Below are 13,156 nucleotides of genomic sequence, written 5' to 3'. Positions count from 1 at the left end.
GTCGCTCACTCCGCTCGCGCTGCGACTCGTTGGCTCCCGCTCGCCGTGCTCGCGGGAACTTCGTTCGCGGGGGGCAGGAGATGACGCTGCCAGTGTTTCAGTTCTGGGATCGGCTGGGCGAATCGGTGAACATCTCGACTCTTGATGATCGAGACCGGATTTCGAAAGCGGAGTTGTACTACGTGATGGACGTGGGAAACGGCGTGTGGTGTCGCCAGAAGCCGAAGGCTTCTGGCTGCTAACCAGAATCTTCGATTCTGGTGATGCAAGCCGTGCCGGAGTACAGGCTGTGCCCACGCCACGCAGATCGAGGAGATTCTAGCGACGGCCGGGCTTGGTCGGTCACAGCTGAACTACGACGACCTACCCGGTATTGCGAACATCACGCGCTATGAAGCGACGGGTGAGCTGGTCGCCACCGGCTGGTTCGACAATGGCGGCCGGGTGCGCTACCATGAGCAGCGCGACGAAACGGTCGTGCAGTCGGTGTACACCCCGGCGGATGATCAGGAGCCAACGGAGATAACCGAACAACCCGAGGCAGAGAGCGCGCCCGCCGCGCTGGTCGCACTGCTGGCGGAGTACTGTCACTATCGCCAGCGTGGCGATCTCGACGGATTGAGACAGCAGTATCCCGACGTAGCGCATGTCGTGGACAAAGCTCCAGTCGTCCACGCCGACGACTAAAAACACAAAGACGGCGGAAGCGGGGCGGAAGCGGTCGCGGAGGCGGGGCGGAAGCGGTCGCGGAGGCGGAGCGGAAGCGGGCAAGGTGCAGCACCGCGAGCGGTAGCGAGCGGCTTTTTTTGCCCCATCTTTTTTGCGTCGGGTGGCTCCGGCCACCCTCACGGAAAAAAGGTGGGTGGTCAGGATTATGTATCTTGCTCAATATAGAGCAATCATGCGCTTTGTTATCGTTGGCGGGGGTCGCGTTGGAACGCGGACAGCACGAGTACTCGAAGCGGAAGATCACGACGCAACGATCCTCGAACGGCGGTCTGAACGGGTTGATAAGCTGAGAAAGGAAGGGTTCGATGTCGTTCAGGGTGATGGCAGCACCGAAGACGACTTGCTCGGGTTGAATCTTGAAGGTGCTGACGGCGTGGCTGCGCTCACTGGCGATGTAACGGTGAACCTCATCACATGCTTGATCGCTAAGGCCAACGACTGCCGAACCGTTCTTCGCGTCGATAACGACAAATACGAGATGCTCTGCCGGAAGTACGGTTCCGAGATCGATATGGTCATCTATCCGGAACGACTCGGAGCGATCGCTGCCAAAAACGCCCTTCTGGGCGGCAACATCCGCGCGATCGCTGACATCGCAAAGGAGATACAGCTCACCGAATTCACAATCACTGAAGAATCCCCAATGCGGGGGTACACCCTCTCTGAACTGGAACTACCTGCCAACGCACAGGTGCTCGGCTTTGGCAAAGCCGGCGAGTCGATCGATCTCCCGATGGAAGACGAATCGCTTGAACTCGGTGATCGGCTCATCGTCATCGCGCACTTTGAGGTGCTGGGTGACGTTCGTCGCATCATCGTGGGCGAAAACACGACACCGTCCAGTCCCGCCCCTGTGGCCTGAGGGTGTCACTCACAGAATGCTTACAGCAGACGTTCACAGCGGGAGCGGTCCCCCACCCTGGTCGTGGTCCGTCTCTTCGGAGTGGGTCGCGTTGGCGAGCAGACCAGAGACAGGCGGACGATACGTGAACCCCGGAACGACGCCCTCGACGTAGGTCCCCTCGACGTACTCGGTCATCGCTTGTACTACGGCTGGCGCGCGTTCGGCTTTCTCGAACGGGAACTGGAGCGTGACAATCGCCTCACCTTCTTCTGAGTGCACGTCAGCCGTGAGTTCGATGTCCGCACGAACAGCTTTCGAGGCGTCTGCAACCCGGCGTTCGAACGTTTCGAACCAGCCATCGAGCAAGTTGTCGCCAACGTCTTCCTCGACAGCACTCGCTAACGTCGGCGTTCGGATGGTTAGCGTGTATACCGTTTCGTCCGACGTTTCAATTACAACGCGGCTGTCGAACACCGTCGTTTCCACAACGAACCCTTCATCGGCGTCAGCGTAGGTCTCGTGGCGCTCGAACGCACGACGAACCGCCGCATCCGTACTCATAGAGCGTCGTACATCATCGAGACGAAAAGACGTTGTGTTCACTCTGCAATCGGCTGTTACCGGCTCTCAGTCGCCCTAACCGAGCGGCGTGGCCTTTCGGATCGTTTTTGCGCTTCGTTGGAACAACCGTTTGAGTGCGTGCCGCCGGGCAACCAACAGAATGCTGCCCAAAACGACGTAGATACCACTGAACACAAGCAACAGCTCGTAGCTCGACAGCGGCAGCCAAACCAGTTCTTGAATCATGAGAAATTCGAGCACGACCTGCGAGACGAACAGCACTAACAGCGTGATCGCTTCCCGAGCCGAAATCTCAAAGTTGATGAGGAGGCTCAACGCGAAGAACGACTGGGCTGCGGTCAGCCAGATCTCACCCGCCTGTTTGTGATCGAACGGGAGCTTTCCGTACTGACCGAACGCGATCGAATACACGAGGACGAGGGTCCCGATGAGGAGCGTCCACTGATTGAGCTTCGAGGAGATCAACGCCGAAAAGCCAGCCGTCGAGCGGGCTTTGTTCACCAGATACGCGACGACGATGAGTTCCGGTGATTCGGAGGCCAGCGGCGCGATCCACTGGATCATGAAAAACGAAGGGATCCCGACTGACTCCCCGATCTGTTCGAGTCCGTGGGCGAACGGCTCGACCGCGGTGAAGATGATCAGCCCGGAGTAAGCGAACAACGACAACACGATGGCGATGCGGTACCGTTTCGGGTTTTGTTGGAGTGCACCGGGAACGCCGCCGTGTTCTTCGGGAATGTCCACATCTCCCCGGAGAATGACGACGATGTACGCGATGTACAGACCGACGAGAACCGCCATATCGAGGGCGTCGATCCCACCGTTGATCGGCACGATGAGCGCCCAGAGCGTTGCGAGAAACAGAAACGTGATTTCGAGATTGATGTCCCGATCGAGCGACAGCGTATCAGTGAGGACACCGGAGCGTCGCTCGACGGCTGGATCGCCCGTTTTGTGCGCCCGGTAGATGGTGAATAGCGTGATTCCGGACCAGCCGATCCCGATGAGGATCCGGTTGGCGCCCGTCATGTTGGCGACCGCAAGGTGGGCGGATTCCGTTCCCTGTGGCGTTCCGGCGAACGCGCCCGCATTCCACGCATACAGGGCGTCCACAGCGTACTCGGGTGCGACGGCTAACACCGCAAGCACCGCGATGGCAAACGCTCGCGGAACGTCTTTCTCGGCAGTTTCAGCCCCCCACGCGAGTAAAAACGAGCCGCCAAGAACCGCCAGGCCGCTCACCGCGACGACCGCGCCCGTCGGTATACTGTGTTCCAGTCCAGCTATCCAGAGAACGAGCCACGGGATGGTCAGCCCGACAGCCCCCGCGATCGCACCGATCACCTGACGTTTCATGGTTGCCTCCAGTCACTACCGCCCGGCACCTTCGTCCACCACTGCGAACATGTCTGATCCCAATCCATGGAGTACGTGTAAAAAGTGACTGGATACGACCAAAAACCACAAGATATCGTCAGCGATCCCGAAACCACGGCCGAGACAGTCTCTACTGGTGGATCGTCACTGAAGGCGGTGAATGGATGATTCACGCACGAGAGCGGATCAGACCCCGGTATACGGGCGATTCGGACGAAGATGGACGATCAATCACACACGACCACGTCCGCGCTCGGAGCGTTGTTTTTCACACTCTCGATACCACGCTTTGCACCCTGCTTGGAGACGTATCCGCCGCCGCTATCAGCAATGATCTTGCCATTCGAAGCAATAAGTCGCCACCGCCACTCATCGATCGTGTCCTGATACAGTTCGAACGTTGGTTGTGCTGGCATGAATCGGATCTGGCCTATGAACAGGTCCACACCCTGAACCATCGTAAACGCGGGGATTTCGATGTTTCATGCGGAGGGAGGGATTCGAACCCACGAACTCCTACGAGAGCGGATCTTAAGTCCGCCGCCTTTGGCCTGACTCGGCCACCTCCGCGCATTCGGATGTCGTCGGTCACACGAAAAGTGGTTTCGGTCCGACACCGAGTGAACCACTCACCATTCGACGCTCAGCGTGCCGTCGCCGTGTGGATCGGGCGCGATCTCCGTGTTGGTCCGTCGATCGATCACGTGAATCACGCCTTTATCTTTCTTTGCCGGACACACCTCTGCGGCACGCACGTTGTGAGCGAGTTCGTCGTCTTCGAAGAAGTACGTTTGGGGCTTGGCGATGCCGCTCGATAGCTCCATCTCCCAATTGTCAGACACTTCAGCGCATTTGCCCGCGGCGATGCATTTGTTCGCTTCGAAGATGATCTTGTACGGTTTTTCCTCGACCGGTGGCGCGTCGCGTTCGCCGATCTGGCTGGGATCGACCGGTTCCTCCGTCATCACGAGTTATTCGAACGGAAACCGCTTGGGACTGTCGATCCGCGCTATCAGCTACTGAACGAGGTAGCCAACAGTGTCGTGTGTCCTACTCCTCGTCCGATTTCCCGTCACTGACGGTGACCTGGGCCTCACGGATGATTTTCCCGGCCATCTTGTAGCCGGGCCGGTGAACGTCGTCGATTGCGTCGGCCGGTTGTTCGGAGTCGACGCGCATCAACACCTCGTGGCGCTGGGGATCGACTTCCTCACCAGGTTCGGGCGTGATCTCTTCGACGTTTTCCCCTTCGAGCACGTGATCGAACTGGTTGAGTGTGGACTCGATCCCCTCCCGGATGTCGCCGTCCTGATCGAGTCCGCGTTTGAGGTTGTCACGGACATCGACGAGACGGGTAACGAGGTCCTCCGTCGCGCGTTTTCGCTCCTGTTCGCGGCGCTTTTTCATCCGCTTTTTGTAATTTTTGAAATCCGCCTGCTTGCGCTTGAGGCTCGATTCCAACTCCTCGATAGTCTGCTCGTGCTCATCGATCTGCTCGCGGAGCGATTCGATCTCTACGGCAACCTCCGCAGGATCGCTGTTTTCGACGCGCTCAATGAGTTCTTCGGAAGGGCCGTCCTCCGTTTCGCCCGCTTCGTCAGACCCCGATTCCGTCTCCGTCTCCGATTCGGTTTCGTCCGTCGATTCGTCTGTCGTAGATCGTTGGGCTGCTTCGTCTGGGTGATCGTCCATATCCGGCTTCTCGGATCCTCGTTCATCCGTGGTCGTGTCGTCTTGCACCGGATCGTTTTCACTCATCGGTGGATGAACGTCCGCCGACCGATTAAGAGAACCGGAATGACGTCACCGAACGATAACGTTGATCGCAGACGACGGGAGACAGTGTGTTAACTGTCAGGCCTGTGTATCTCGACGTGATGAACCGTCAATCACAGCCACAGGAACGTCACGTCGGCGTGGACTCGGACATCGATCCGAGTATGGCGGGTAACTACGATTATACGAGCGAGGAGATCGAGCGGCCGGAGTTGCACGACAATCTCGACGACCTCGTCGCCGGCGACGTTCGGTTTGACACGTATTCACGCCAGTTGTACGCGACCGACGCCAGTGCCTACGAGGTGGTGCCGATCGGCGTTGTTTTTCCGCGTTCGACCGACGACGTGGCCGCCGTAATGGAGTACTGTGCCGAACAGACGATTCCGGTGCTCCCGCGGGGTGGCGGAACGAGTCTGGCGGGACAAGCGGTCAACGAGGCGGTCGTCCTCGATTTCACGCGGTATATGGACGCAGTACTCACCGTTGATCCCGAATCCCAAACTGCAACCGCACAGCCCGGCGCGATCCTCGGGGCTCTCAACGAGCAACTCGAACCCCACGGGTTGAAGTTCGCTCCCGATCCGGCGTGGGGAGACAAGAGCGCCCTCGGTGGCGCGATCGGCAACAACTCGACGGGATCTCACTCGCTGGTGTACGGGAAAACAGACGCCTACATCGAGGAGTGTGAAGTCGTCCTCGCTGACGGAACCGTTACGCGACTCGGTGCCGTGTCGATCGACACGCTTCGGACGGAGGCTGACTCGGACGGTGATCTCCGCGAACGGATCTTCGGGGCTGTACTCGATGTGATCGACAATCACGCCGAGGAAATCGAGCACCGCTACCCCGATCTGAAGCGAAACGTCTCGGGATACAACCTCGATATGCTCATTGAGGAGGCACAGACTGGATCGGTTAACCTCGCCCGGTTGCTTGCCGGCAGCGAGGGGACGCTCGCCATCGTGACCGAGGCGACCGTCGCGCTCGAACCCCGACCGGAAACGAAGTCGGTCGCGCTGCTCACCTACGATTCCGTGCTTGATGCGGTCTCGGATGTCGATCGAGTGCTTGATCACGACCCCGCTGCAGTCGAGGTGATGGACGATGTGTTGTTGGATCTCGCGCGCAACACCGAAGAGTTCGGAGACGTTGTCGAGTTGCTCCCCGACTCAACGGATTCGGTGCTGTTGATCGAGTTTTACGCCGACAGCGACGCTGACGGCCGCCGGCAAGTGGCTGATCTCATCGATGACCGCGTGGCGGACGGCGCGGATCGCGCCGATCGTCTCGCACGCCACGCCTTAGAGGCACACGACGCCGACCGGCGCGCCACGTTCTGGAAGATGCGTAAATCCGGATTGCCAATCCTCCTTTCGCGCACCACCGACGAAAAACACGCCTCGTTCATTGAAGACACCGCAATCCCTGTCGAGAAGCTGCCGGCGTTCGTGTCGGATGTCCAGTCGATTCTCAACGACCACGACACGTTCGCCAGTTACTACGCCCATGCCGGGCCGGGGGTGCTTCACATTCGCCCGCTCATCAGCACCAAAACGATCGACGGCGTCGATCGAATGGTCTCCATTGCGGACGAAATTACTGATCTGGTCGTCGAATACGGCGGGAGCGTCTCCGGCGAACACGGTGATGGCCGAGCGCGCACGCAATGGAACCGGAAACTGTACGGGGAGCGCTTGTGGTCGGTGTTCCGGGCGTTGAAAACCGCCTTCGATCCCGACTGGCTGCTCAATCCCGGCAGCGTCTGCGGCGATCTCGATATGAGCGACAACCTCCGGTTCGATCCATCCTACGAGTTCAACGCTGGATTCGAGCCGTCGCTGGAGTGGCACACCGAAAACGAGTTACAGGGGATGACGGAGCTGTGTCACGGCTGTGGCGGCTGTCGGGGGCACCAATCCACGACTGGCGGCGTGATGTGCCCCACCTACCGGGCTTCCCAAGAGGAAATCCAATCGACGCGCGGGCGGGCGAACATGCTCCGAGCAGCGATGAGCGGAGATCTCGATCCTGACGAACAGTTCACCGACGAATTTCTCCACGAAGTGATGGACGTGTGTATCGGCTGCAAGGGCTGTCTCCGGGACTGTCCCAGCGAAGTGGATATGGCGAAGCTGAAGGCAGAAGTTGAACACGAACACCACGAACGCCACGGTCCCAGTCTGCGTGATCGGTTGTTTGCGAACGTCGAAACGATCGCTGCGATAGGAAGCACGGTTGCACCCCTCTCGAACTGGGCGACGCAGTTGCCAGGCGCGAATCTCCTCGCAGAGAAGACGCTTGGGATCGCCAGCGAGCGCGAACTACCGACGTTCCACCGCGAGAGCTTCACCGACTGGTTCGAGAACCGTGGTCCGCGCGTGTCAGAATCGAACGCCACCCGAAACGCCGTGTTGTTTCCGGACACGTACACGAACTACACCCACCCCGAAACGGGACGTGCAGCGGTCCGTGTGCTCGAAGCCGCCGGTGTCCGTCTCCAACTGCCTGACGTGCGGGGAACCGGTCGCCCTCCCTTCTCGAAAGGCTTCATCGACCGTGCCCGCGACATCGCTCGCCGGAACGTCGAGGCGCTCGCCCCCCACATCGATGACGGCTGGGATGTCGTCGCTGTCGAACCCTCTGACGCGGTGATGTTCCAACTCGATTATCTCGATCTGCTCACCGATTCCCAAACCCACCGAGTCGCCCAGAACAGCTACGGCGTGATGGAGTATCTCGACACCCACAATCTCGACGCGTCGCTTCCCACGGCCGATACCGACGAACAGCTTGTGTACCACGGTCACTGTCACCAAAAGGCCACGAAAAAGGACCACCACGCGGTCGGTGTGCTTCGGCGGCTGGGATACGCCGTCGAACCGCTTGATAGTGGCTGTTGTGGCATGGCCGGCAGCTTCGGCTACGAAGCCGAGCATTACTCGATGAGCAAAGCCATCGCTACTATCCTCTACGAGCAGATCGACGGCGCAGAGGGAACCGTCGTCGCCCCTGGTACCTCCTGTCGCACTCAACTGGCCGATCACACCGACGAAAAACCGCCTCACCCGATTGAAAAAACAGCGGCCGTCCTCGATCACACCAAGGAGTCGTAACCTATATCAAATCTCCCCCGGGTACTATGTACTGTGTCCGGGCTGGGGTAATGGTTATCCTTCAGGCTTGTGGAGCCTGAGACGCGGATTCGATTTCCGCGCCCGGACTGTTAGTGATTTTACACTTCTACCGTGAGAGGTATCGCGCTATGTTTCTGACATACATTTATCCCGGAACGGGTAGCCAAACGGCTCATGACAGAACATGCGTGTCCTGTTTGTGGAGACGAATTCGATAGCAGGCGCGGACTCGGCGTTCACCACAGTGCTGCCCATGATGCACTGCTACCCAACAGAACGTGTAGCAACTGCGGTCACGAGTTTCACTGCGAGCACGAAAAGAAATACTGCTCAGAAGAATGCCGGCGTGAATCCGTTTCGTTTAGAGGAGAGAATAACCCGAACTATCACGACGGGAAAGAGACAACCGAGTGTGAACTCTGTGGCGATGAGTTTGAGTACTACCCATCGGAGAAAAAAGGACTGTATTGCTCTTCGTGCGTCGAAAACGAGGAATGGCGATCGATTCCTGTCCTGAAAGGCGAGGAGCATCCGCGGTGGAACGGTGGCAAGCGCGAGCTCGCGTGTGCGGTGTGCAACGCCACTGTTGAGCGATATCCGAGCGGGATCACGGGAGACGTAACCGTCTGCAGTGAGGACTGTCGGAGCACGTGGCTTTCCGAGTCCTTTACCGGCGACGGGCATCCGAACTGGAAGGGTGGGGGCAACGAACCGTACGGAAAAGGGTGGAATAGCGTTCGCCAACAGGCGTTAGAGCGAGACGATTTCTCGTGTGTCGTTTGTTCGAAGACCGAAGAAGCGATCGGACGAAATCCGGACGTGCACCACATCATCCCGGTTCGAGCATTCATCGAATCGAAGAACCATCACAAGGAGGACGCACACCACCTTGAGAACGTTGCGTCGCTCTGCATCGATTGCCATCGGAGAGCCGATTTCGGGAAGATATCGAAATCGAGACTTCGCTTCCTGATCGGGATGGAAAGCAACTCTCCCTGTTGACCGGAAAGTGCAGTGGTTGATATCACTAATCAGAGTTTCACACGTTTATTGATGAATATTCCGCTATATCGCTCGATACTTTCAAATATTGTAATACGGTATTTTATCCGTAGAGATGGTGTACATCTGGAAATGATGTGGATCGTTCCCGTGAAACCACCGTTCATCAAGACGCTTGAATCGAAGGTCGATCTAACGGAGTGGAGCGAACGTTCGCTCGACTTTCCGCTTTTCGCTCGCGTCCTCGGTGTTCGAACCGAGACAGTCGATAGCGATCGCACCCGGAACAAACAGTACTGGAAGTCGATGGAGTCCGGCGATCCATTACTCGTGTATCGATCGGACACGGAACGGTACGTCGGATTCGGGGCGATCGGTGCGAAAGCACAGACCACGTACTTCGATAAGGCCTACTGGGACGACGCGGGAGCACTCAGCGTGTTCACGGTCACCGACTACGACGACTCACTCGATCTCGAACCCGAACAGGTCAACAGCGTGTTAGAGTACGAGGAGTCGTTTCGACCCTGCGGGCTTTCGAAAGTCAGCGACGATCGCCCGATCAACGATCTCCTGTTTTTCCTCGATGTCAACCGAAACCGTGTGACGACGTGATCGTTCAACTGGGAGCGAAACGGCTCGCTCGAAAACAACACATAACGTGTCGAAACACGAGGTTCCAACATGGACGTTGCGCTCCTCACGGTGGGCGATGAGCTTCTCTCGGGGGACACCGAGAACACGAACGCGACGTGGCTCGCCAGTGAACTGTCGGCTCGCGGTGTTGCAGTCAAGCGTATTCTCGTCGTGCCGGACGAGAGCGATGTTATCACGGCATTCGTTCGGTCGTTCAGCGACTCGTTCGACGCCGTCATCGTCACCGGTGGTCTCGGGCAGACACCCGACGATGTGACTATGGAAAGCGTCGCCCGCGCGTTCGAACAGCCACTCGAACCGAACGAACTCGCCCAGACGGATATCGAACAGACGGTGGCAGAATTCGAGCGTAGCAACCCGGATCTCGACATCGATGTGGACATCGAGGACGAAGCCGCGCTTCCGGCTGGTGCACGAGCACTCGTGAATGAACCGGGACTGTCACCGGGCTGTGTCATGGAGAACGTCTACGTGTTGCCCGGCATTCCCAAGGAGATGCAAGCGATGTTTGCGTCGATCGCGGCCGAGTTCTCGGGAACGATCCGACGACGAACCCTATACACCACGGATCCCGAATCGAGGCTCATCGAGACGCTCACCGATGCTCGTGATCAGTTCGACGTGAGTGTCGGCTGTTATCCGGACAATCAGGCGGGTCACAACCGATTACAGCTCACTGGGACGGATGCGAACGAACTCGACCGCGCGGCCGAGTGGTTTCAAGCGCACGTGACGATCGACACTGACAGGGAGTGATGCCCACAGTATATCACCGACCGCAGCCGATGAACTGGTATGAGCGAGGATTCACGACAGCCATACGTTCGCCGTGGTGCGGAGATCGAATACACCGAGGTCAGTGCTGCCGACGGCATGGCGAAGGGTGTACTGATCGGTCCCGAACAGGGCGCGCCGAACCTCGCAATCCGGCGATTCACGCTTGAACCCGGTGCAACCGTTCCGAAACACACCAACGAGATCGAGCACGAACAGTACGTGCTCGCCGGTGAGTACGTCGTCGGGCTGGCTGAGGAGGAGTTCACAGTGTCCCCAGGAGACTCCCTGTTCATTCCGGCCGGCGTTGTCCACTGGTACCGAAACGACGGAGACGAAGAAGGCGCGTTTATCTGTGCGGTCCCCGACGGCGACGACGCGATCGAACTCGTGTAAGTGAACGCTCTATTCTGTGATCCCAAGCTGTCTTACTCAGCTGAGAATCCCGTCCATTGCCTCGGGGATCGGATTCGGAGACAACAGCTTTTCAAGGACTTCCTCAGCACCGAGATCTTCGACGGCTTGGCTCTGATTCCATTGATCGTCCGTCGATCCCCGTTCGGAACGAATGAGGTGGTTTGTAGCCGTTTTTGGATCAGTAGTGTGAGCGAAGTAATGCGTGAGAAGATGGGCGAACTCCCAGGCCGGTCTCGCGTCTCGGAACACAACGACGTCGTTGTGGGTTTCGCGGTCCGGTCCATGGTACACCCGTACCGAGTACGCGTTTCCCTCTCCTGCATCGGCGGGACGAACCACTGTGCTGTACTCGTCAAACCATGCGTTGACAGGGCTTACCCCGATCTTCGTGTCCTGATCGAGTAACCCCCCCGTACAATCATCCCACTCTGGATGTGGTGACACCATCGTCCGAGAGTTTCCACGAACGATCATATAAATTGGCCTACGTTCCTCCGAGGAGAGATCGATACTGATCCGCTTACAGTTTATACGACGTGATCGAGCACGGCGTCAGCGTCGTTCGGAACTGGTTCGGGATCGTTCCCGGCAGCGACAGCAGCGTCAGGGTCTTTCAGTAGATGCCCGGTCGTGAGACAGACGACATCCTCATCGGCGTCGATCACGCCCTGATGGCGGAGTTTGCGGAGCCCGGCGACGCTGGCGGCACTGGCGGGTTCAACACCGATCCCGTTTTCCGCAAGCTCCTGCTGAGCGTCGGTGATCGCCTCGTCACTGACGGCCACGGCAGTTCCCCCGGTTTCGCGGATTCCAGGCAGGGCTTTCGGTGCATTCACAGGGTTTCCGATTCGGATGGCCGTGGCTCGCGTTTCAACGTCTGTCCAGCGCTGGACCGAATCGCGGTCGTTCTCGATCGCTTCGACCATCGGTGCAGCGCCGTCGGCTTGCACACCGGTCAACGTCGGCATCTCCGATCGATCGATCGCGCCTGCCGCCACGAGTTCACGGAACGCCTTGTACAGGGCGGCCGTGTTGCCCGCGTTGCCGACCGGGAGCACGATCCGATCGGGGAACCGACCGTTGTCTTCGTAGAACCGTTCAAGGATCTCGAACCCGATCGTCTTCTGCCCTTCGAGCCGGAACGGGTTGAGCGAATTCAACAGGTACGCCTCGCCTCGCTCGGCCAGCTCACGGACAATGTCGAGGCAGTCGTCGAAATTCCCGTCGACTTCGAGAATGCGTGCGCCGTGGAGGCTGGCCTGTGCGACTTTCCCGGCCGCGACTTTGCCCTCAGGAAGCAACACGAGCGTCTCCATGCCTGCCCGAGCGCCATACGCCGCGAGTGCCGCGCTCGTGTTGCCCGTGCTCGCACACACCAACCGCTCGACGCCCAATCGTCGGGCCGCCTGCACTCCAACGGTCATGCCTCGGTCCTTGAAACTCCCGGTCGGATTCATCCCCTCGTGCTTGATACGCAGGCTGTTAACACCGATATCGGACTCCAGCCGTGGCACGTAATGTAACGGCGTGTCACCCTCCGGCACGGAGACGCCTTCCTCGAACGGCAACGCGTCAGCGTACCGCCAGACGCCGCGCCCCGAAAACGCGTCGAATCCCGGATAGTCGGCGTACCGAACTTCGAGTAATCCGTCCACGTCGCTCGTGTACCGGATCGATTCGAACGGGGCGTACGTCTCGCCCGTCTCAATGCACTCTAACCACACCCCATCCTCCGCCGCTGCGGGGACCCGTTCTGACAGCTGTAGGTTTGCCATTGTCGACGGTTGGCCCATGAGAGATAAAAACAAGGCGGTCTGAACTGCGTGTAGCCGTCTCCATGCCTGAGACACGGAATGTG

Annotated in this window: 15 protein-coding genes and 2 tRNA genes; 9 read left to right on the top strand and 8 right to left on the bottom strand. The window is 58.7% G+C overall.

The window, feature by feature from the left end; all coding sequences use genetic code 11:
* The 3 genes from EIK79_RS17990 to EIK79_RS05130 form a co-directional block, all read left to right on the top strand.
* A partial coding sequence (locus EIK79_RS17990; RefSeq protein WP_185715516.1) for a hypothetical protein occupies positions 1–242 on the top strand: 242 nt, incomplete at its 5' end.
* A gap of 202 nt (positions 243–444) precedes the next feature.
* A complete protein-coding gene (locus EIK79_RS05135; protein WP_124954055.1) occupies positions 445–687 on the top strand; it encodes a hypothetical protein in 243 nt (80 codons plus the stop codon).
* A 214-nt stretch (positions 688–901) separates the two neighbouring features.
* The gene (locus tag EIK79_RS05130) at positions 902–1,591 is read left to right on the top strand and encodes a potassium channel family protein (RefSeq protein WP_124954054.1); all 690 of its coding nucleotides are present in this window, start codon (positions 902–904) and stop codon (positions 1,589–1,591) included.
* Between the two features lie 33 nt (positions 1,592–1,624).
* On the opposite strand, the gene EIK79_RS05125 is transcribed toward EIK79_RS05130, so the two are convergent.
* The 6 genes from EIK79_RS05125 to EIK79_RS05100 form a co-directional block, all read right to left on the bottom strand.
* Entirely contained in the window at positions 1,625–2,134 is a 510-nt protein-coding gene (locus EIK79_RS05125) for a DUF5813 family protein (protein ID WP_124954053.1), read from the bottom strand.
* A 75-nt stretch (positions 2,135–2,209) separates the two neighbouring features.
* The gene (locus EIK79_RS05120) at positions 2,210–3,514 is read right to left on the bottom strand and encodes a sodium:calcium antiporter (RefSeq protein WP_124954052.1); all 1,305 of its coding nucleotides are present in this window, start codon (positions 3,512–3,514) and stop codon (positions 2,210–2,212) included.
* A 248-nt stretch (positions 3,515–3,762) separates the two neighbouring features.
* Complete coding sequence (locus tag EIK79_RS05115; RefSeq protein ID WP_124954051.1) at positions 3,763–3,951, bottom strand: HVO_2922 family protein; 189 nt, start codon at positions 3,949–3,951, stop codon at positions 3,763–3,765.
* 69 nt (positions 3,952–4,020) lie between these two features.
* Positions 4,021–4,105: transfer RNA gene (locus EIK79_RS05110), tRNA-Leu, on the bottom strand.
* A gap of 59 nt (positions 4,106–4,164) precedes the next feature.
* Positions 4,165–4,500 (bottom strand): ferredoxin, encoded by a 336-nt coding sequence (locus tag EIK79_RS05105; RefSeq protein WP_124954050.1) that lies wholly within the window; start codon positions 4,498–4,500, stop codon positions 4,165–4,167.
* An 85-nt stretch (positions 4,501–4,585) separates the two neighbouring features.
* Positions 4,586–5,293 (bottom strand): nucleotide exchange factor GrpE, encoded by a 708-nt coding sequence (locus EIK79_RS05100; RefSeq protein ID WP_233737944.1) that lies wholly within the window; start codon positions 5,291–5,293, stop codon positions 4,586–4,588.
* 119 nt (positions 5,294–5,412) lie between these two features.
* On the opposite strand from EIK79_RS05100, the gene EIK79_RS05095 reads away from it, so the two are divergent.
* The 6 genes from EIK79_RS05095 (at position 5,413) to EIK79_RS05070 (ending at position 11,277) form a co-directional block, all read left to right on the top strand.
* On the top strand, positions 5,413–8,427 hold the full coding sequence (locus tag EIK79_RS05095) for an FAD-binding and (Fe-S)-binding domain-containing protein (protein ID WP_124954049.1): 3,015 nt from the start codon (positions 5,413–5,415) through the stop codon (positions 8,425–8,427).
* A 36-nt stretch (positions 8,428–8,463) separates the two neighbouring features.
* Positions 8,464–8,535, top strand: a tRNA-His gene (locus EIK79_RS05090).
* Positions 8,536–8,622: 87 nt separating this feature from the next.
* On the top strand, positions 8,623–9,450 hold the full coding sequence (locus EIK79_RS05085) for an HNH endonuclease (RefSeq protein ID WP_124954048.1): 828 nt from the start codon (positions 8,623–8,625) through the stop codon (positions 9,448–9,450).
* Between the two features lie 132 nt (positions 9,451–9,582).
* The gene (locus EIK79_RS05080) at positions 9,583–10,065 is read left to right on the top strand and encodes a hypothetical protein (protein ID WP_124954047.1); all 483 of its coding nucleotides are present in this window, start codon (positions 9,583–9,585) and stop codon (positions 10,063–10,065) included.
* Between the two features lie 69 nt (positions 10,066–10,134).
* A complete protein-coding gene (locus tag EIK79_RS05075) occupies positions 10,135–10,863 on the top strand; it encodes a competence/damage-inducible protein A (protein WP_124954046.1) in 729 nt (242 codons plus the stop codon).
* Between the two features lie 39 nt (positions 10,864–10,902).
* Entirely contained in the window at positions 10,903–11,277 is a 375-nt protein-coding gene (locus tag EIK79_RS05070) for a cupin domain-containing protein (protein WP_124954045.1), read from the top strand.
* A gap of 36 nt (positions 11,278–11,313) precedes the next feature.
* On the opposite strand, the gene EIK79_RS05065 is transcribed toward EIK79_RS05070, so the two are convergent.
* Positions 11,314–11,745, bottom strand: a complete 432-nt coding sequence (locus EIK79_RS05065) for a hypothetical protein (RefSeq protein WP_124954044.1) — start codon at positions 11,743–11,745, stop codon at positions 11,314–11,316.
* Between the two features lie 80 nt (positions 11,746–11,825).
* A complete protein-coding gene (gene thrC, locus EIK79_RS05060) occupies positions 11,826–13,073 on the bottom strand; it encodes a threonine synthase (RefSeq protein WP_124954043.1) in 1,248 nt (415 codons plus the stop codon).
* Positions 13,074–13,156: the final 83 nt, after the last annotated feature.

It is taken from the genome of Halocatena pleomorpha (genome assembly GCF_003862495.1).
Classification (GTDB): domain Archaea; phylum Halobacteriota; class Halobacteria; order Halobacteriales; family Haloarculaceae; genus Halocatena; species Halocatena pleomorpha.
The sequence above is the reverse complement of the archived record's forward strand: the minus strand, read 5'-3'. Positions and strand labels throughout refer to the sequence as shown.

Excerpts from the sequence above, each read along its gene's own strand:
- EIK79_RS05080 (WP_124954047.1), top strand. The coding sequence starts at position 9,583 with ATGATGTGGATCGTTCCCGTGAAACCACCGTTCATCAAGACGCTTGAA.
- EIK79_RS05105 (WP_124954050.1), bottom strand. The coding sequence starts at position 4,500 with ATGACGGAGGAACCGGTCGATCCCAGCCAGATCGGCGAACGCGACGCG.
- EIK79_RS05100 (WP_233737944.1), bottom strand. The coding sequence starts at position 5,293 with ATGAGTGAAAACGATCCGGTGCAAGACGACACGACCACGGATGAACGA.
- EIK79_RS05120 (WP_124954052.1), bottom strand. The coding sequence starts at position 3,514 with ATGAAACGTCAGGTGATCGGTGCGATCGCGGGGGCTGTCGGGCTGACC.
- thrC (WP_124954043.1), bottom strand. The coding sequence starts at position 13,073 with ATGGCAAACCTACAGCTGTCAGAACGGGTCCCCGCAGCGGCGGAGGAT.
- EIK79_RS05070 (WP_124954045.1), top strand. The coding sequence starts at position 10,903 with ATGAGCGAGGATTCACGACAGCCATACGTTCGCCGTGGTGCGGAGATC.
- EIK79_RS05115 (WP_124954051.1), bottom strand. The coding sequence starts at position 3,951 with ATGCCAGCACAACCAACGTTCGAACTGTATCAGGACACGATCGATGAG.
- EIK79_RS05085 (WP_124954048.1), top strand. The coding sequence starts at position 8,623 with ATGACAGAACATGCGTGTCCTGTTTGTGGAGACGAATTCGATAGCAGG.
- EIK79_RS05125 (WP_124954053.1), bottom strand. The coding sequence starts at position 2,134 with ATGAGTACGGATGCGGCGGTTCGTCGTGCGTTCGAGCGCCACGAGACC.
- EIK79_RS05130 (WP_124954054.1), top strand. The coding sequence starts at position 902 with ATGCGCTTTGTTATCGTTGGCGGGGGTCGCGTTGGAACGCGGACAGCA.
- EIK79_RS05075 (WP_124954046.1), top strand. The coding sequence starts at position 10,135 with ATGGACGTTGCGCTCCTCACGGTGGGCGATGAGCTTCTCTCGGGGGAC.
- EIK79_RS05065 (WP_124954044.1), bottom strand. The coding sequence starts at position 11,745 with ATGGTGTCACCACATCCAGAGTGGGATGATTGTACGGGGGGGTTACTC.
- EIK79_RS05095 (WP_124954049.1), top strand. The coding sequence starts at position 5,413 with ATGAACCGTCAATCACAGCCACAGGAACGTCACGTCGGCGTGGACTCG.